This window comes from Agromyces protaetiae (assembly GCF_030866785.1).
GTDB classification, from domain to species: Bacteria; Actinomycetota; Actinomycetes; order Actinomycetales; family Microbacteriaceae; genus Agromyces; species Agromyces silvae.
The window spans coordinates 3,620,861-3,638,582 of sequence record NZ_CP133018.1; the positions used below are offsets into that span (position 1 = coordinate 3,620,861).

Below are 17,722 nucleotides of genomic sequence, written 5' to 3' on the forward strand. Positions count from 1 at the left end.
GCGGCGGCCCTGCGTTGACGGGGCGACCGAGCCCCGGATCGCGCGACCTAGACGGTGCGCGCGAACGTCTCCTTCGGCACGCGGCGGTATCCGTCGCGCGTGGTCATGACCACGGAGCTGACGACGCCGAACGCGGCGATGACGCCGAAGATGCCGAGGAGGACGATGGACGAGAACACGGTGTTTCCTTTCAGAGCGCGAAGGGGAGCTGATCGAGCGACGATGGCCCCATTGCCCGTGTTCGACACTTCTATTGAACCGCGAAAGACCGTGCAGCACAATCGAACAGTTCTACAGCGACGATGTAGCCTGGCTACATGGATGTGCGACGCCTCGACCTGCTGCGGGAGCTGTCCGAACGGGGCAGTGTGACGGCCGTCGCCGACGCGACCGGGCGCACACCGTCGGCCGTCTCCCAGCAGCTCAAGATCCTCGAACGCGAGGCCGGCATGCCGCTCACCCAACGCAGCGGCCGGGGCATCGCCTTGACCGGTGCCGGCCAAGCGCTCGCGCGGAGCGCGGCCGATGTCGCGGTCGCGCTCGAGCGCGCCTCGGCCCTCTGGGACGAGTTCCGGAACCACCCGAGCGGTGAGGTCACGCTGCTCACCTTTCCGACCATGGGCGCCGCGGTGCTCCCCGGCGTCCTGCTGGAGATCGCGAGCATCCCGGGCCTCGTCGTGCGCGCGACCGACTCCGACGCCGAGCTCAGCGAGTTCGCCGATCTCACGAACGATCACGACATCGTGCTGGCGTACACCATGCCCGGCGAGCTGCCATGGGGCGGCCGAGGACTGACCGTGATCCCGCTGTTCACCGAGCCGCTCGACATCGGACTCCCGACCGACCATCGCCTGGCCGAGCGCACCTACGTGACCGCCGACGACGTCGCCGATGAGCAATGGCTCGGCGTGCCGGCGGGCTATCCGTTCGAGCGGCTCGAGCACGCCGTCGAACAGCAGGCGGGGCGTCGCGTGCACATCGCGCAGCGATTCAGCGACATGCGCATCGTCGAGGCATTCATCCAGGCCGGGCTCGGCATCGGCTTCGTCCCGCGGTACACGTCGGGCTCGGTGCCCGAGGGCATCGTGCTGAAACCGGTGCGCGGGCTCAGCGCGGTCCGGCAGATCGTGGCACTCGTGCGGCCCGACGTCGCCGAGCGGCTCGCCGTTCGCACCGTGCTCGACGTGCTGGTCGCGCACGCCGCCCGCCTCACCGAGCAGTTCGGCGCTCGCACCTGACCGCAAGCCCGTCCTGTCGTCGGCCGGACCGGCCAGACTGAGAACACGTTGGAAGTCGGATAGTGGGTTGGAAGTCGCCCCGGAGTGCCTTCCAACCCACTTTCCGACTTCCCACACACAATCTCGCGTTTCCCACACACAATCTCGCGCACGAGGGAGCAACATGCAGGATCCGGCAGAGGAGTACGCCGAGGATGCGGCGGAGATCGCCGAGCGCGTCACGCAGCTCGGGTTGACGGTCGCCACGGCCGAGTCGCTGACGGCGGGGGCTATCTCGGTCGCGCTCGGGGCCGCGCCCGAGGCATCCGACTGGTATCGAGGCGGCGTCGCCGCCTACTCAGAGGAGGTCAAGCGCGAGGTGCTCGGCGTGACCGCCGAGCAGGTCACGTCGGCCGAGTGCGCGCGCGAGCTCGCGCTGGGCGTCGCGAGGCTTCTGGGGGCGGATGCCTCGGTCGCGGTCACGGGCGTCGGAGGCCCCGGCCCGACCGAGGGCGAGCCCGAGGGCACCGTGTTCGCCGCCGCGCAGGTGCACGGCGAGGTCTTCGAGGCGCACCACGTGTTCGTGGGCGACCCCGCCGAGGTCGTGCACGAGACCGTCGGAGCCGCCCTCGCGCTGCTCCGGCACGCGCTCGAGGCGACCGCGTCGGTCGACTAGCGAGCTGCGTTCGTCAGGGGATGATCGCGGCGCGGGTGACCTCGCGTCGGGCGGAGGCGTTCAGCGCATCCTCGATCCCCTCGATCGGGAACGTGGCGTCGACGAGCGCGTCGTACGGCAGTAGGTCGATCGTCTCCTCGAGGAAGGCCAGCGCCGTACGCAGGTACCGCGGTTCGTACCGGTCGACGTGACGGACCGTGAGCGCACGCCGTGTCGACAGACCCGGGTCGTAGTCCACCGTCGTCCCGGGCGACAGGTTGCCCATGACGAGGTAGGTTCCGCCGCGCCGGAGGGTGGTGAGGCCCTCGGCGAAGGCGGCGGGCACCCCGGTGAGTTCGACCGCGCCGTCGGGACCGCGTCCTCCGGTGAGGTCGAGCACCTTGCTGCGGCGCTCCTCCGAGTCGGGCACGCGCTGGATGTCGATCGTCTCGTGAGCGCCGAACCGCTTCGCGAGTTCGAGGCGGGAGGCGACGCCGTCGACGACGATGACACGGTTGCCCCGGTGCGCGAGGATGGCGGTCGCGTACAGCCCGAGGCCGCCGGCGCCCTGGATCATCACGGTCTCGTCGGGGCGGAAGCCGACCTGATCGAGGCCGAAGAGCACCTGGGCCAACGCGCAGTTCGCCGATGCGGCGACGCCGTCCGGCAGGTCCTCGCGCACCTTGTACACGTACTGGCGCGGCGCGATGTAGTAGTGCGTGGCGTACGACGTGTGGAAGTGCGGCCACTCGTCCGGGCTCTTCGTGTAGTGCTCGTACGCGTTGTCGCACAGGTTCCACTCGCCGCGCACGCAGTGGAAGCACCGCTCGCAGGTCTGGAAGTAGGGCGCGACGATGCGGTCGCCGACCTGCAGAGGCTCCCCGGCATTGTCGACCGTCCGGCCGTCGCCGAGCGCCACGACGACGCCGACCATCTCGTGACCGAGGCCTCCGCTCTTCTTCTGCGGGTGCTTGCCGTTCCAGATGTGCAGCTCCGAGCCGCACACGTTCGCCCGCAGGACGCGCATCACGATGGCCCCGGGGGCGGGCTCGGGCACGTCGTACGAACGGAGCTCGAGCCGGCCCGGTTCGGTCATGTACGCGAGCGTGCCGGAAGCGTTAGCCATGGTTCCTCCTGGTGATGAATGGATGCATGCCGCCCGGCCCGGTCACATCAGACTCGGCAGCAGCGTGACGATGCCGGGCACCGCGATCAGTATCGCGATCACGAGCAGGTCCGAGGCGATGAACGGGAGTGCGCTCTTGTAGATGTCCCCCATCGTCATCGAGGTGGGCGCGTACTGCCTGATCACGAACAGGGACATCCCGAACGGCGGTGTCACCGTGCCGATCTGGATGGCGACGATCATGATGATGCCGAACCAGATCGGGTCGAAGCCGGCCACCGCCACGATCGGCATGAACAGGGGGATGGTGAGCAGCACGATGGCGATCGACTCCAGGAACAGGCCCAGGATGATCACGATCACCAGCATGATGACCAGCAACAGCGTCGGGTTGCCCGTGAGGCCCGTGATGAACTCCACGAATGCCGTGACACTGCCGCTGCCCGCCAGCACCCGCCCGTAGATCGCGGCGCTCGCGATGATCAGGAAGATCATCCCGGTTGCGAGGAGGGTGTGCTTGAAGGCCTCGACGAGCACGGCGCGCGTGAGCCGCCGGAAGACGACCAGCAGCAGCACCGTCGCACCCACGGCGACGGCCGCGGCCTCGGTCGGTGTGGCGATGCCGAACAGGATCAGGAGCAGCACGCCGACGATGATCGTCAGCATCCCGAAGAGGCTCACGAGCGAGCCCTGCTTCTCCGCGGGCGAGCTCGCGGTAGCCAGCGCGGCCGCGGTCGTCTTCGCCCGCGTCAGGAGCGCGCCACCGGGAGCCCCGGATGCCTCGCCGGCCGGCGCCGGCCCGCCCGGTGCCGACGGGCGCAGCGATGCGCCCGCCCGACGGCTGGGGCGTTCGGCGCCGCCGAAGAAGTACGCCCACACGGCGACGACGATGGCGTAGCCGATCGCCATCGCGATGCCCGGCAGGATTCCGGCGATGAGCAGCGGACCGACGGGAACGCCCGCGGTCGCGCCCCACACGATGACGACCGTGCTCGGCGGCAGGATCATCGCGAGCCCGCCGGAGCCCAGCACCGATCCCACCGCGAGCCTGGGCGAGTAGCCACGACGCGCCATCTCGGGCACGAGGGTCCCGCCCAGCATCGCCGTGGACGCCATAACGGACCCGGAGAGGACGCCGAGGAGGGCGCCCATGCCGACGGAGATGAACGCGAGACGGCCGGGCAGTCGTTTCAGCCCGCGCTCCACCGCGGCGATGGCGTCGAAGGCGAGCCCGGATCGGAAGAAGAGCTCACCCATGAGGATGAACATCGGAATCGCCGTCAGGGTGAAGGTCGCGAGGCCCGACACCATCGAGACGACGGTCATCTCGATGCCCGGTCCGAATCCGTAGAGGATGACGGCGCCGATCGCCGACACGACGAGGAGGGCGATCGCGACGGGGAACCGCAGCGAGAGCATGATCGCGAGGCCCGCGACGAAGAGCACCAGCCAGCCCATGGGGTCGAGTCCGCCCATGCTCACTCACCCCCCGCTTCCATCGCCACGGCGGGCACCGCGTCGCGAGCCTGCCGAGCGCGCTGGATGCCGCTCAACAGCTCGTTCGCGGCCAGCAGCACGAGTCCGATGAAGAGCGCGAGCATGAGGACCCATCTGGGCAGTCCGAACGTCGAGCCCATCTTGATCCCGGTGGACAGGTCGCGCGCGAGCATCTGCACCGCGAACCAGGCGAGGGCCGCGGCGATGACCGAGGTGCCGAAGCGCGAGAAGACGTCGGCGACGTGGCGCGCACGCGAGAACCGCGGCGGGATGAGGTCGACTCGCACGTTCCGATCGCGCAGCGCGACATACCCCAGGGCGAGGAAGACGGTGAGCGCGAGCGCGAACTCCGTGGATTCGAACAGGAAGCGGTTGGGCTGCCGGAAGACGTACCGCAACACCACCCCTCCGATCGTGGCGACGGCGATGTAGGCGAGCGTGACGGCGGCGAGCGTAGCGCTCGCCACCGTCACCGCCTTGATGAGTCGTGTCATGGTGCGAAGGTCGCCGTTCCCCGTCAGTTGCCTTCGTAGAACGCCCGGACCTCGGCGGCCCGCGGGACGCGCGCCTCGAGGAGGTCCCAGCCGATGTCACGCGCCTGCTGCTGGAATCGCTCGATGCCGGCCTCGGTCGGAAGGAGCTGTTCCTTGCCCTCGCTCTCCCATTGGGCGTACTCCTCCTCGATGATCGGGCCGTAGATCTCGGGGAGCTCGCGCTCGACCTCGGCGACCGCGTCGGTCAGCGCCTCCTGCGAGCGCTCGTCCAGCGAGTTCCAGGTGTCGAGGTTCATCAGCAGCGGGTAGCGGATCGTCAGGTACGGCGCACGGTACGACGCCTGGATGGGCTCGGCGATGCCGAGCGCGTACATCCCGGTGTTGCCGGCCGCGAAGCCGTCGATGGTGCCACGCTCCATGGCCGTGTAGATCTCGCCGACCGGCATGTTCACGACCTCAGCGCCCAGCGCCTCGAGCATCGGCTGCTGCGTCGGGCCGCCGCGCATGAGCCACCCGCTCAGGTCGGGATTCTCGAGGTCGATCTCGGGCCACCGGTCGCCGAAGTGCAGCATGTAGGCCATGTCGGAGATGGTGGCTCCGAGGACGTGCAGTCCGACCTCCTCGTGCCACTCGTTGATGAGGTCGAGGGCACCGTTCTCCCGGTCCTCGGCGGGCTGGTTCGGGGTGAGGTCGAAGACCTCGGCCTCCGGCAGGATCTGCGTGTAGTAGGCGCTCGAGACGTTCGCGAGGTCGAGCGCGCCGCTCTGCACGTTCTCGGCGGCGTCGTTCGGCGTGATCGCCTCGGGTCCACCGACGTACTCGATGGTGATCCAGGGAGCGTCTTCCTCGAGCTTCTCGACGATCCGCCACAGGCCGAGATTCTCGGGCGCATCCTTGGTCTGCGTGGTCGCGAGACGCAGCGTGACCTCGCCGCCCTCGGCCATCGCTCCGCCTCCGGCCCCGCCTCCGAGGCAGCCCGTCATCGTCATGGTGAGTGCCGCAGCGAAGGCGGCGACACCCAGTGTGCGAGCTCTGTTCTTCCTGGACATCTTTGTCGTTCCTTTGGTGTGAGAGTTCGGACTGCCTCTACGGCAACACGAGTGATCGTATGACAATCAGGTGAAATTGCAAACACCCGACGCGTCATCGGTTGCGTATTTCCGCGTCATTGCCGAAGATGGATGAGCGCGCTGCGTTCACGTCTGTACTATTGTCAGACGATATCTGCCCTGCGCGATACAGAGAGGTAGCTCGCATGACGACCGATGTCCGGCACCGGATCACGGTGGTGCGATACGGCACCCGAACGGGTCATCGCCACCAGATGTTCCTCAACGACCACCTGTCGTCCGTGCCGGACGCCGAGATCGACATGGACTACTTCTTCTGGGTGGTGGACGGCCCGGCCGGGGTGTTCGTCGTCGACACCGGGTTCTCACGGGCCGGCGGCGCGGCCCGGGGGCGCGAGCTGCTCGCCGACCCGAAAGACCTCTTCGCGGCGGCCGGCGCCGACCCCGCTTCGGCTCCCACCGTCATCGTGACGCACGGCCACTACGACCATGTGGGCAACATCGACGCGTTCGGGTCGTCGACGGTCGTCATGGCACAGGCCGAATTCGACTTCTGGACCGGCCCGCTCGCCGGCCGCGCCCACTTCGCGCATTCGACCGACGCCTCCGACGTCGCGGCGCTGCGACAGGCGGCCGCATCCGGTCGGCTGCGCACCTTCGAGGGCCGACTCGAGGTCGCGCCCGGGCTGACGCTCATCGAGGTCGGTGGCCACACGCCCGGTCAGTGCATCGTGCTCGTCGAGACGACGGAAGGCGCCGTGCTGCTCACCAGCGACGCCGCGCACTACTACGAGGAGCTGGAGGCGGACCGGCCGTTCGCGGTCGTCGCGGACCTCCCGGCCATGTACGAGGCCTTCGACCTCGTGAACGCGATGGTCGCCGACGGCACGGCTGCACACGTCATCGCCGGGCACGACCCCTCGGTGACGCACCGCTATCAGCGGTACGCGACCGGCGAGGAGGTCGGTGTCGTGCTGCAGATCGGCGAGCCGGCCACGAAGGAAGGATGACGATGGAGCACTCAGGACGGTTCTCGGGCCAGGTGGCGGTGGTGACGGGCGGCGGTGGCGGCATCGGCAGCGCCTCCGCCCGCCGTCTCTCACAGGACGGCGCCGCGGTCGTCGTCGTGGATCGCGATCTCGAATCCGCCCAGCGCGTCGTCGACTCCCTTCCGGGTCAGGCCATCGCGGTCGCAGCGGATGTCTCGGAGGAAGCCGGCGTCGCCGAGTACATCGACCGGGCCGTGGAGGCGTTCGGCAGGGTCGACCTGCATCACCTCAATGCCGGCATCTTCGGCGGGTTCACCGAGCTCGTCGATCAGGACGTCGCCGAGTTCGACCGGGTCATGGCGGTCAACGTCAGGGGGACGTTCCTCGGCGTCCGCGCCGCGTTCCAGCGCTATCGCACGCAGGGGACCCGCGGAGCGGTCGTCCTGACGGGCTCGATCGCCGGGCACACCGGCAGCGCCGATCTGCTGCCCTACCAGGTCTCAAAGCACGCCGTCGGCGGGCTCGTGCACGCCGCGGCCGTCTATGGCGGGCCTCTCGGCGTACGCGTGAACGCGGTGGCTCCGGGGATCGTGCCGACCGCGCTGTTCGCGTCGGCCGGCGACGGCCAGCTCGGCGGCGGGAACGACATGGTGCGTCGCGCGAGCACGACTCCGCTGCGTCGCGCCGGCACACCCGAGGAGATGGCCGGTGTCGCGGCGTTCCTGCTCAGTGAGGACGCCGGATACGTCACGGGCCAGATCGTCGTCGCCGACGGCGGCGCCACCATCGTCAACACCGTGCGCCCCTCCGGGGGTGCGGGTGCCTGGTCGACGGGCGCCGTCGACGATGCGATGTACGGCGAGGGGTGGGGACGATGACACACGGTGCCCGACCCGTCGGCTTCATCGGCCTGGGCAACATGGGCGGCCGGATGGCCCGACGTTTGCGTGACGCGGGCGTCGACGTGCTCGGGTTCGACCCGCGGGCCGGCGTAGCCGAGGAGATCGGCGTGCGGGCGGCGACCTCTTCGGGAGCGGTGTTCGCCGACGCGTCGATCGTGCTGCTCTCGCTGCCCGACGACAACGTGGTGCGATCGGTGATGACCGATCCCGCCGTGCGCGAGGAGCTCCGCGCGGACCACCTCGTGATCGACCTCAGCACGTCGGCGCCCGAGGTCTCGCAGCAGCTCGCGACGGAGGTCGCAGCGCGCGGCGCGCGGTTCCTGGACGCGGGGATCTCAGGTGGTGCCGCTGCCGCGGAGGCCGGCACGCTCACCATCATGATCGGCGGGGACGCCGCGGACGTCCAACGCGCGGAACCGGTCTTCGCGCCGTTCGCGAGCCGTGTGATCCACTGCGGGCCGAGCGGGGCGGGGCACACCGTCAAGCTGCTCAACAACTTCCTCAACGCCGTCACCCTTTCGGCAACCGCCGAGGTGATGGTCGCCGCCAAGAAGGCCGGCCTCGACCTGGCGACGGTCCTCGAGGTGATCAATGCGAGCTCGGGCGTCTCCTTCGCGAGCCAGAAGCGCTTCCCGGCGATCATCCAGGGCGACTACCTGGAGGGCGGCCTGACGAACACCCTCATGCTGAAGGACGTCGCGCTGTACCTGTCCATGTTGTCGAGCCTGGGCGTCGCGAGCCTGAACGCGCCGGGCCCCGTCGCCAGCTTCGGTCTCGCCCGCTCGCTCGGCTACGCCGACCGCATCAGCAACACCGTCGTGGACGCGATCGGGGATGTGTCCGGCGGCATCCGACTCCACGAACCCACCCCCTCAGAGGACGGCACGCCATGATCATCACGTCAGCGCACGACCAAGCGGGAACTGCGGGGAAGAAGGGGTCCCAGTTCACCGGGGCCGCCTATCCCTACCTCACCATGCCCGCGACCGACGGCGTCACGATCAACACCGTCACGTTCACACCCGGCGCACGGACCTTCTGGCACCGGCACGAACACGGGCAGATCCTGCAGGTGCTCGCCGGCCGCGGCCGCATCCAGTCGGAGGGCACCGACGTCGAATGGCTTCGCGCCGGCGACACCGTGTGGATCCCGCCGGGGGAACGTCACTGGCACGGCGCCGACGCCGACGCGTTCATGGTGCACGTGGCCATCTCGCTCGGCGAGACGCAGTGGGAGGAGCCGCTCTCCGAAGACGACTACGAGACCGCAACGCCGAAGGGATCCGCCCGATGACCACCGAGAACACCGCGACCACCGAGCACACCACCGTGTACGAGGCCTACGATCGCGGACTCGGGATTCGCCGCGAAGTGCTGGGCGACGCGCATGTCGAGCGCTCGCTGGCGGGGGTCACCGAGTTCACCAGGCCGATCCAGGAGCTGGTCACCGCGTATTGCTGGGGCGAGGTGTGGTCGCGGCCCGGCATCGACCGCAAGACGCGCAGCCTCGTGAACCTCGCCATGCTCACCGCACTGAACCGCAACCACGAGCTCGGCGTGCACGTGCGCGGGGCCGTCAACAATGGCTGCACTCCCGAGGAGATCCGCGAGGTGCTGATCCAGACCGCGATCTACGTGGGGGTCCCTGCCTCGCTGGAGTCGTTCCGCGTGGCCGACCAGGTCATCACGGAGATGCAGCAGGATGACTGAGCACGAACCGTCCACCGCGCGGCCCGCCGTGGGCGTGATCGGCCTGGGGAACATGGGACTGCCGATCGCCCTGAACATGGTCCGCGCCGGCTTCGGCGTGATCGGTGCCGACGTGTCGTCGGAACGGCTCGGGCGACTCGAGCAGGCGGGGGGCCGGCGCGCCGAGACGACCGCAGAGCTGGCCGGCCGGGCAGACGTGATCGTACTGCTGCTTCCCGACTCGAAGGTCGTGACGTCCGTGGTGACGGCGCCCGCGTTCGTGGCCTCGCTGCGGCCGGGCACCGTGATCGTCGACATGAGCTCGTCGGAGCCGATGCGCACCCGCGAACTCGGCGAGGCGCTCCGGGAGCACGGGGTGTCCATGGTGGACGCCCCCGTCTCGGGCGGCGTGAAGGCGGCCGTGGCCGCGCGGCTCACGATCATGGCGGGTGGCGACGCCGACGACCTCGCCGTGGTGCGGCCCGTCCTCGACGCGCTCGGCACCGTCACGCACACCGGTGCGCTCGGTTCGGGTCACGCACTGAAGGCGATCAACAACCTGCTCTCGGCCACCCACCTGTGGGCGACGAGCGAGGCGATGGTGCTCGGCGAGCAGTTCGGACTCGATCCCGCGGTGATGCTCACCGTGCTGAACGGATCGAGCGGCCGGAGCGGGTCGACCGAGAACAAGTGGCCGAACTTCATCCTCCCGGGCACCTTCGACTCAGGCTTCGCACTCCGCCTCATGCTGAAGGACGTCCGCACCGCAGTGGCGCTCGCCGATGAGATCGGGGTGCCCGGCCGTATGGCGCAGCTCACCGAATCGCTCTGGGCCGAGGCATCCGACGGCCTCGCCGCCGACGCGGACCACACCGAGATCGCCCGATGGGTGACCGCGGACGCCGCATCAACGGGCCCTGATCCACGATGACGGAAGCGTCCGGCTCTAGGGTGAGTGACATGCCGACCGAGGTCGAACCTGCGCAGGCGCGGTGGAGCGCACTGCCCATCGCCCGTGTCGCCGCGCCCCTTCGCGAGCAGGTGATCGCCGCCCTCCGGGCGGCCATCCTCGAGTCCGAGCTGAAGCCCGGACAGCGTCTCGTCGAGCGCGAGCTGATCGAACGGCTCGGCGTCTCACGCACGACGGTGCGCGAGGCGATCCGCGAGCTCGCCTCGGAAGGGCTCGTCACCGTCGTTCCACAGAAGGGCGCGCGGGTCAGCTCGCCGTCGTACGAAGATGCCGCCGACCTCTACGAGGTGCGCGCGGCACTCGAATCCCTCGTCGTGCGGCGGTTCGTCGAGCGCGCCGACGACGCGCAGGTGGCGGAGCTCTACGGCACGGTCGACGACTACGACCGGATCGCGCGGGAGACCGGAGACATCCGTGCCGCGCTGCGCGCCAAGGACGAGTTCTACGCCGTCCTCGTGAAGGGCGCCGCGAGTCCGCCACTGCAGCAGCTGCTCGAAGCGATCCAGGCGCGGGTGCGGGTGCTGCGCGTGACGTCCATGTCCCACCCGGGTCGTCTCCGGGCGATCACCGTCGAGATGCGCGACATCGTCGACGCGATCGCCGCGCGCAACGCCGACCGCGCGGCGCGCCTGTGCGGTGAGCACATCGCGATGGCCGCGAGAACCGCGCTCAGCGAGCTCCGGCGCACCGACGAGGCATCCACGCCGTCCGGCTCCCCGATCGAGCTCGACTAGCGCCCATACGCTGAACGCATGGATCTGCGACTCGAACAGCACGTCGCCCTCGTCGTCGGCGGCGCGGGATTCATCGGCAGCGCGATCAGCGAACGCCTCCGGGCGGAGGGCGCCACGGTGATCACCGCTGGGCGAACGTCGGGCGACGTCCGGATGGACGCTGCCGACGAGGCATCCGTGTCCTCCGCGGTCACCGCGGTCCTCGCGGAGCACGGCCGCATCGACGTGCTCGTCGTGACGTCCGCGCCGAGCGCGCGCACGCTCGACCCGGCCCGCCGTTCAGATCCCGAGCTCGTGCTCGACGCGGTCGCGGGCAAGGCGCTGACCTTCCTCCGCGTCGTCAATGCCGTCATGCCGGGCATGGTCGAAGCCGGCTACGGGCGGGTTGTCGGGATCAGCGGCCAGAACGCATTCCTGACCGGGAACCTCGCCGGCGCGGTCCGCAACTCCGCGCTCCTCGTCGCCGCGAAGAACCTGGCCGACGAGGTCGCCGGGTCCGGGGTGACGGTGAACACCGTGAACCCGGGCCAGGTCTCCGACGAGCCGGTCACGGCCGTGGAGATCGGCCGCGGCGGGGAATCGAGCCCCGGGCAGATCGCCGACCTCGTCGCGTTCCTCGCCTCGCCGCTCGCCGGCGCGATCTCGGGCGAGTCGATCGCCATCGGGCACCGCGTCCGCGGGGTCGCCTTCCTCTCCTGAGGCACCATCCGTCATCTCCACCTGTCGCGAGTTCTTGCTCAGGAATCACGCCGCGACACGCCGCTGTTCATAGCGATGCGAACGGCGCGTCGTGACGTACTTCCTGAGCAAGGATTCGGGATGGAAAGGCCGAGCCGAGCGCCGAGCGCTCCTCGCGCACCTCAGTCGTGCCGCGGGAAGCCCAGGTCGATGCCGCCGTGGCTCGGGTCGAGCCAGCGGCTCGTCACCGCCTTCTCCTGGGTGTAGAAGTCGAACCCGTGCGGGCCGTACGACTTCGCACTGCCGAACAGCGACTCCTTCCAGCCGCCGAACGAGTGGTACGCGACCGGCACCGGGATCGGCACGTTCACGCCGATCATGCCGACGGTCGCCTCGCGCTGGAACCGGCGGGCCGCCCCGCCGTCATTGGTGAAGATCGCCGTGCCGTTGCCCCAGCGCGACGCATTGATGATGTCGAGTCCGGCCTCGTACCCCTCGACCCGCACGATCGAGAGCACGGGCCCGAAGATCTCGTCGCGGTACACCGATGACGAGACCGGCACCCGGTCGACGAGTGTCGGCCCGAGCCAGAACCCGCCGGGCTCGCCGTCGACCTGCGGGTCGCGTCCGTCGACGACCACGGTCGCCCCGTCGGCGGCGGCCACGTCGACATACCCCGCGACCCGATCGCGGTGCTCGCGCGTGATCAGCGGCCCCATGTCGGTGCCGCGGGTGCCGTCGCCGGTCGTGAGCCGAGACATCCGCTCGCGCACCTTGGCGACCAGCTCGTCGGCGACCGTGTCGACGGCCAGCACGACCGACACCGCCATGCACCGCTCGCCCGCGGAGCCGAAGCCGGCGTTCACCGCCGCATCGGCGGCGAGGTCGAGGTCGGCGTCGGGCAGCACGAGCATGTGGTTCTTCGCGCCGCCGAGCGCCTGCACACGCTTGCCGTTCGCCGACGCCGTGTCGTAGATGTGCTTGGCGATCGGGGTCGACCCGACGAACGAGATCGCGCGCACGGTCGGGTGCTCGAGGAGTGCGTCGACCGCGACCCGGTCGCCGTGCACGACGTTCAGCACACCGTCGGGCAGGCCCGCCTCCTGCATGAGCCTCGCGAGCCAGACCGCCGCAGACGGATCCTTCTCGCTGGGCTTCAGCACGACCGTGTTGCCCGCCGCGATCGCGATCGGAAAGAACCACAGCGGCACCATCGCCGGGAAGTTGAACGGGCTGATGACCCCCACGACGCCGAGCGGCTGGCGCAGCGTGTACACGTCGATGCCCGTCGAGACGTTCTCGGAGTACTCGCCCTTCGTGTAGCCCGGCATCGCGCACGCGAGCTCGACGACCTCGAGGCCGCGCGCGATCTCGCCCTGCGCATCCCCGAGCACCTTGCCGTGCTCGCTCGTGAGGATCGCCGCGAGCTCACCCGAGCGCGCATTGAGTAGCTCGCGGAACGCGAACATGATCTGCTGCCGCTTCGCGATCGACACGTCGCGCCAGGTCTCGAACGCGCGCGCCGCGACCTCGACGGCCGTCGCCACGTCGGCCACGTCGGCGAAGTGCACGCGTTTCTGCACGACGCCGCGGGCGGGATCGTAGACGGGTCCGGTGCGTTCGCCGCGACCGGCGACGGATGCCCCGTCGATCCAATGCTCGATCGTCGGCACCGTCTCGTCCGGCGTGCCGGTCGTCTCGATGCCTGACGGTGTTCCTGCAGCGGTCTGGCTCATGAGTCAGCCCTCTCCTTCGAGTGCGGTGCTCAGGACTTCATCGTAGATCGACATCGCCTCAGCCACCTCGTCTTCGGTGACGACGCACGGCGGCACGACGTGGATGCGATTGTCCTGCACGAACGGCAACAGACCGCGCTCGAGCAGCGCGCCCTTGATGCGGGTCATCGCCGCAGCGGGCAGCGGGTCGCGGGTCGTCGGGTCCGCAACCAGCTCGACCGCCCAGAACACGCCTTCGCCGCGCACCTCGCCGATGACCGCGTGCCGCTCGGCGAGCGCGGCGAGCTGCGGCCCGATCACGGCCTCGCCGATCCGGCGCGCATGGTCGACGATGCCCTCCGACTCCATGGCGTCGAGCGCCGCGACGATGGACGCCATGGCGAGCGGATGCCCCGAGTAGGTGAGCCCGCCCGGGAACACGCGCTCGTCGAACTGCGCGGCGATCGGCTCGTCGATGATGACGCCGCCGACCGGCACGTACCCCGAGTTCACGCCCTTGGCGAAGGTGATGAGGTCGGGGCGCACGTCGTAGCCGTCGAACGCGAACCAGCGCCCGGTGCGCCCGAAGCCCGCCATGACCTCGTCGAGGATGAGCAGGATGCCGTGCGCGTCGCACAGCTCGCGCACGCCCGCGAGGTAGCCGGGCGGCGGCACGAGCACGCCCGCGGTGCCCGGAACGGTCTCGAGCAGCACGGCCGCGATCGACGACGGCCCCTCGGCCTCGATCACGCGGCGCAGGTGGTGCAGCGCGCGCTCGGACTCCTGCTCGGGGGTCTCGGCCCAGAACTCGGAGCGGTACAGGTACGGGCCGAAGAAGTGCACGTGCCCGCGCGCGAACTCGTTCGGCACCCGCCGCCAGTCGCCCGTCGAGACGATGGCCGCGCCGGTGTTGCCGTGGTACGAGCGGTACGTCGACAGGATCTTGTCCCGCCCGGTCGCGAGCCGGGCGAGCCGAATCGCGTTCTCGTTCGCGTCGGCGCCGCCGTTCGTGAAGAAGACCCGCTGGAACCCCTCGGGCGCGCGGTCGACGATGCGCTTCGCGGCCTCGCCGCGCGCGAGGTTCACGGTCGCGGGGGCGACCGTCGTCAGCAGGTCGGCCTGCTCATGGATCGCCGCGACGACGGCCGGGTGCTGGTGGCCGATGTTGACGTTCACGAGCTGGCTCGAGAAGTCGAGGTAGCTGCGGCCGGCGTGGTCCCAGACCCGCGACCCCTTGCCGGAGGCGAGGGTGAGCGAGCCGACATGCGCCTGCGCCGACCACGAATGGAAGACGTGCGCCCGGTCGAGCGTGCGCGCGAGCTGGTCGAGGTCGGAGTCGTCTGGTTGCAGGCTCATGGCGGCACTGCCTCTCTGCGGCTCTCGGCCGCGCCGATGGTTCGAACGTCGGCATGGGCGCCTGGGGCGCCGTCCTCCAGTTGCTGCGAGTGTAGGTGCCGAGCGGGCGAGCCGCGAGGCCTTGGATCGGCCACCGTTTAGAGGAAAGAGCGTATTATAAAAAAAAGCGCTTTATAAAAAGGAGCGCTTTATAAAAAAGAGTGCGAAATGCGCGAGGAGTCGCCATGCCTAATCCGTTCACCCCGGGATTCGGGACTCCGCCGACCGTACTGTACGGGCGGGAAACCGAGATGACGCTCATCGATCGCACCTCATTCACGCTCGGTGCCAAGCGACCGGCGCACAGCCGCGCCACGATCATCACCGGCAATCGAGGTATCGGCAAGACCACTCTTCTGACAGCCACGGTGCGCCGGGCCGAAGCGATGGGCATCCCGGTGCTCCGGATCAGCGCCAAGCGGGGCTTTCTGAACGATGTGCACTACGCCGTGGACTGGATGGCCGATGAGCTGCACCGGAAACCGAACCTCTCGCTCGCGGAGATCAACATCGGACTCACCGCGTTCGGCGTCGGCGTCCCGGGCACGAAGCTGACCCGCAGCACACGAGCAACAGAGACCCACGCCCGCCCGTTCGGGGCCTCGATCCGGGCGCTCATCGATCTCCTGCTGAAGCGGAAGATGCCCGGCCTGATGATCGTCATCGATGAGATGAACTTCAAGCACGCGCGCGACGCGACGCTCGAACAGATCGTCTCCTTCTCGAGCGCCTACCAGTCGCTGATCGAGGACGAGTTGCCGGTGGCCGTCGTCATCTCAGGACTGCCGATTCCGATCGAGCGGGCACGCAAGAATCAACACATCTCGTTCCTCAGGCGGGCCGAAGAGATCCGCCTTCATGAGTTCACCTATTCCGAGAGCATGGAGGTCATCCGCTCCATCGCGCGCGCGTCCGATACGTCGATCTCCGGGCCGGCAGTCGAAACCATGGCCGCACTGAGCCGAGGCAATACGTACATGATTCAGGAGATCGGATACCTCGCGTACGAGCACGCCGACGGCGGCCCCGTGGATCTCAGGGATGTCCTCGCCGTGCGTCAGGAATTCATGGACAAGGCGATCTGGTCCGTCGCCGGTGTCGCGTACGACGAGTTGACCACGAAGCAGAAGCTGATCATCAGCACGATCGCGGCGAACCCGGAGGTCACACCCAAAGAGATGGCGGCGGTACTCAACACGCGCGAGACGAATCTGCCCGCCTACCGCAAGGACCTGGTCGATGCCGGCATTCTGGTTGCCGACCCCGGCGCGCGCGGTCGCTTCATCATCGCGTTCCCGTACATGGCCGAGTACGCACTGACCCTCGAAGCGGAGGCCCGCGACGATGGCGCGTATGCCCGCGTCACCGGATTCCCAGAGGTGTGAGGCATCCGGCCCGCTCGTCCTAGTTGCCGCCCTCCTCGAGGGTGACCTCGATGGGTTCGAAGTTCTCGCCCGTGAGGTCGAGCCCTTCGCTCTCGAGCTCGTCGAGCGCCTGCTGGATCCAGTCGTTCGACCAGGCGGTCGCCGGCGGTTCCTCGGTGATGAGGTGGTCGCCGGCCTCGTTGACCGCGGCGAGCGCGCCGTCGACCGTCTTCTGCCACGCGGCCTCGTCGATGATGCCGATGCCGTCGGGCGAGGGCCAGATCAGCTTGTTGGTCTCGTTGACCATCCAGAGCTCATGACTCGGTCCCCATCCGGAGCCCGCGGCGATGGTGATCTCCGACGCCTCCTCCGGGTTCTCGGCCGCATAGATCCAACCCTTGATGACGGCCTTGAGGAAGGCCACGGTCGTGTCCTGGTAGGCCTCGTCGCTCTCGAGCCGCTCGGTGTCGGCCCAGATCGCGTCCTGGAGCATGGCGCCCGCGGTCTCCTCGTAGCTGATGACGTTGAAGTCCGAGGGTACGTAGAGCTCGCCGGTGTCGGGGTTCACGGTCTCGAGCAGCTGCGCGTACTCGTTGTAGGTCATCGCCTGGGCCGCGTCGATGTCGCCCTGCAGGAAGGCGTTCATGTTGAAGTCCTGCGTGATGATCTGCACGGTCGTCGCGTCGAGTCCCTCGTCGGCCATGGCGGCGAAGATCTCCCATTCGTTGCCGAACCCCCATGAGCCGATCTTCTTGCCCTCGAAGTCGGCGATCGACTCGATGCCCGAGTCCGCCCACGACACCTGCAGCGTGCCCGAGCGCTGGAAGATCTGCGCGATGTCGGTGAGGTTCGCACCCTGCTCGATCGAGCCGAGCACCTTCGGCACCCACGCGATCGCGTAGTCGACGTCGCCGTTGGCGAGCGCGTCCTGCGGCACGATGTCACCGCCCGACGGGATGATCTCGACCTCGAGGCCCTCCTCCTCGAAGTAGCCGAGCTCCTGCGCGGCGAAGTAGCCGGCGAACTGCCCCTGCGGCAGCCACTGCAGCTGCAGCTTCACGGGCGTGAGCTCGCCCGCGTCGGCGGATCCTGAAGCCTCGGTCCCTCCGTCGCCTGATGAACATGCCGTGAGGGCGAGCGCGGCCGCGAGGGCGAGCCCGCCGATCGTCGCGAGGCGACGTCTGCTGTGGTTCATGATCATTCCTTTCGATTGCCGGTGCGGTTCGG

The 17,722-nt window shown here is 69.0% G+C and carries 19 protein-coding genes; 11 read left to right on the top strand and 8 right to left on the bottom strand.

Annotated features, from left to right (window positions below; all coding sequences use genetic code 11):
• Positions 1-47: 47 nt before the first annotated feature.
• Positions 48-179, bottom strand: coding sequence for a hypothetical protein (locus QU602_RS16520; RefSeq protein WP_308797547.1), 132 nt, complete (start codon positions 177-179; stop codon positions 48-50).
• Between the two features lie 138 nt (positions 180-317).
• Between QU602_RS16520 and QU602_RS16525 the strand changes: the two genes are divergently transcribed.
• A complete protein-coding gene (locus QU602_RS16525) occupies positions 318-1,238 on the top strand; it encodes a LysR family transcriptional regulator (RefSeq protein WP_308797548.1) in 921 nt (306 codons plus the stop codon).
• A gap of 163 nt (positions 1,239-1,401) precedes the next feature.
• Positions 1,402-1,893 carry a CinA family protein gene (locus QU602_RS16530; RefSeq protein WP_308797549.1) on the top strand — a complete coding sequence of 164 codons (492 nt, stop codon included), beginning with the start codon at positions 1,402-1,404 and terminating at the stop codon, positions 1,891-1,893.
• Positions 1,894-1,906: 13 nt separating this feature from the next.
• Here the strand turns inward: QU602_RS16530 and QU602_RS16535 are convergent, their stop codons facing one another.
• From QU602_RS16535 to dctP, 4 genes are read right to left on the bottom strand one after another with little or no spacing between them, the layout of a single operon-like run.
• Positions 1,907-2,998, bottom strand: a complete 1,092-nt coding sequence (locus tag QU602_RS16535; protein ID WP_308797550.1) for a zinc-binding dehydrogenase — start codon at positions 2,996-2,998, stop codon at positions 1,907-1,909.
• Between the two features lie 42 nt (positions 2,999-3,040).
• Positions 3,041-4,474: a TRAP transporter large permease gene (locus tag QU602_RS16540; RefSeq protein ID WP_308797551.1), complete on the bottom strand. Its 1,434-nt coding sequence runs from the start codon at positions 4,472-4,474 to the stop codon at positions 3,041-3,043.
• A gap of 2 nt (positions 4,475-4,476) precedes the next feature.
• Positions 4,477-4,989, bottom strand: coding sequence for a TRAP transporter small permease (locus QU602_RS16545; protein ID WP_308797552.1), 513 nt, complete (start codon positions 4,987-4,989; stop codon positions 4,477-4,479).
• A gap of 23 nt (positions 4,990-5,012) precedes the next feature.
• A complete protein-coding gene (dctP, locus tag QU602_RS16550) occupies positions 5,013-6,038 on the bottom strand; it encodes a TRAP transporter substrate-binding protein DctP (protein WP_308797553.1) in 1,026 nt (341 codons plus the stop codon).
• Positions 6,039-6,244: 206 nt separating this feature from the next.
• On the opposite strand from dctP, the gene QU602_RS16555 reads away from it, so the two are divergent.
• The 8 genes from QU602_RS16555 to QU602_RS16590 are packed head-to-tail and all read left to right on the top strand — an operon-like array spanning position 6,245 to position 12,042.
• A complete protein-coding gene (locus QU602_RS16555; RefSeq protein WP_308797554.1) occupies positions 6,245-7,069 on the top strand; it encodes an N-acyl homoserine lactonase family protein in 825 nt (274 codons plus the stop codon).
• A gap of 2 nt (positions 7,070-7,071) precedes the next feature.
• Entirely contained in the window at positions 7,072-7,926 is an 855-nt protein-coding gene (locus tag QU602_RS16560; protein ID WP_308797555.1) for an SDR family NAD(P)-dependent oxidoreductase, read from the top strand.
• Positions 7,923-8,843 carry an NAD(P)-dependent oxidoreductase gene (locus QU602_RS16565; RefSeq protein WP_308797556.1) on the top strand — a complete coding sequence of 307 codons (921 nt, stop codon included), beginning with the start codon at positions 7,923-7,925 and terminating at the stop codon, positions 8,841-8,843. Before QU602_RS16560 ends, QU602_RS16565 begins: the two co-directional genes overlap by 4 nt.
• Positions 8,840-9,244 (top strand): cupin domain-containing protein, encoded by a 405-nt coding sequence (locus tag QU602_RS16570; protein ID WP_308797557.1) that lies wholly within the window; start codon positions 8,840-8,842, stop codon positions 9,242-9,244. The genes QU602_RS16565 and QU602_RS16570 overlap by 4 nt, the downstream gene beginning before the upstream one ends.
• Positions 9,241-9,660 (top strand): 4-carboxymuconolactone decarboxylase, encoded by a 420-nt coding sequence (gene pcaC, locus QU602_RS16575; protein WP_308797558.1) that lies wholly within the window; start codon positions 9,241-9,243, stop codon positions 9,658-9,660. The genes QU602_RS16570 and pcaC overlap by 4 nt, the downstream gene beginning before the upstream one ends.
• Positions 9,653-10,570: an NAD(P)-dependent oxidoreductase gene (locus tag QU602_RS16580; protein WP_308797559.1), complete on the top strand. Its 918-nt coding sequence runs from the start codon at positions 9,653-9,655 to the stop codon at positions 10,568-10,570. The genes pcaC and QU602_RS16580 overlap by 8 nt, the downstream gene beginning before the upstream one ends.
• A 29-nt stretch (positions 10,571-10,599) precedes the next feature.
• Positions 10,600-11,343 (top strand): GntR family transcriptional regulator, encoded by a 744-nt coding sequence (locus QU602_RS16585; protein WP_308797560.1) that lies wholly within the window; start codon positions 10,600-10,602, stop codon positions 11,341-11,343.
• A gap of 18 nt (positions 11,344-11,361) precedes the next feature.
• Positions 11,362-12,042: an SDR family NAD(P)-dependent oxidoreductase gene (locus QU602_RS16590; RefSeq protein WP_308797561.1), complete on the top strand. Its 681-nt coding sequence runs from the start codon at positions 11,362-11,364 to the stop codon at positions 12,040-12,042.
• 161 nt (positions 12,043-12,203) lie between these two features.
• Here the strand turns inward: QU602_RS16590 and QU602_RS16595 are convergent, their stop codons facing one another.
• Together QU602_RS16595 and QU602_RS16600 are read right to left on the bottom strand one after the other, a co-directional pair.
• The gene (locus QU602_RS16595; RefSeq protein ID WP_308797562.1) at positions 12,204-13,757 is read right to left on the bottom strand and encodes a CoA-acylating methylmalonate-semialdehyde dehydrogenase; all 1,554 of its coding nucleotides are present in this window, start codon (positions 13,755-13,757) and stop codon (positions 12,204-12,206) included.
• Positions 13,758-13,760: 3 nt separating this feature from the next.
• Positions 13,761-15,092 carry an aspartate aminotransferase family protein gene (locus QU602_RS16600; RefSeq protein WP_308797563.1) on the bottom strand — a complete coding sequence of 444 codons (1,332 nt, stop codon included), beginning with the start codon at positions 15,090-15,092 and terminating at the stop codon, positions 13,761-13,763.
• A 224-nt stretch (positions 15,093-15,316) separates the two neighbouring features.
• Between QU602_RS16600 and QU602_RS16605 the strand changes: the two genes are divergently transcribed.
• Complete coding sequence (locus QU602_RS16605) at positions 15,317-16,516, top strand: ATP-binding protein (RefSeq protein ID WP_308797564.1); 1,200 nt, start codon at positions 15,317-15,319, stop codon at positions 16,514-16,516.
• A gap of 19 nt (positions 16,517-16,535) precedes the next feature.
• Here the strand turns inward: QU602_RS16605 and QU602_RS16610 are convergent, their stop codons facing one another.
• Positions 16,536-17,690, bottom strand: coding sequence for an ABC transporter substrate-binding protein (locus QU602_RS16610; RefSeq protein WP_308797565.1), 1,155 nt, complete (start codon positions 17,688-17,690; stop codon positions 16,536-16,538).
• Positions 17,691-17,722 lie beyond the last annotated feature (32 nt).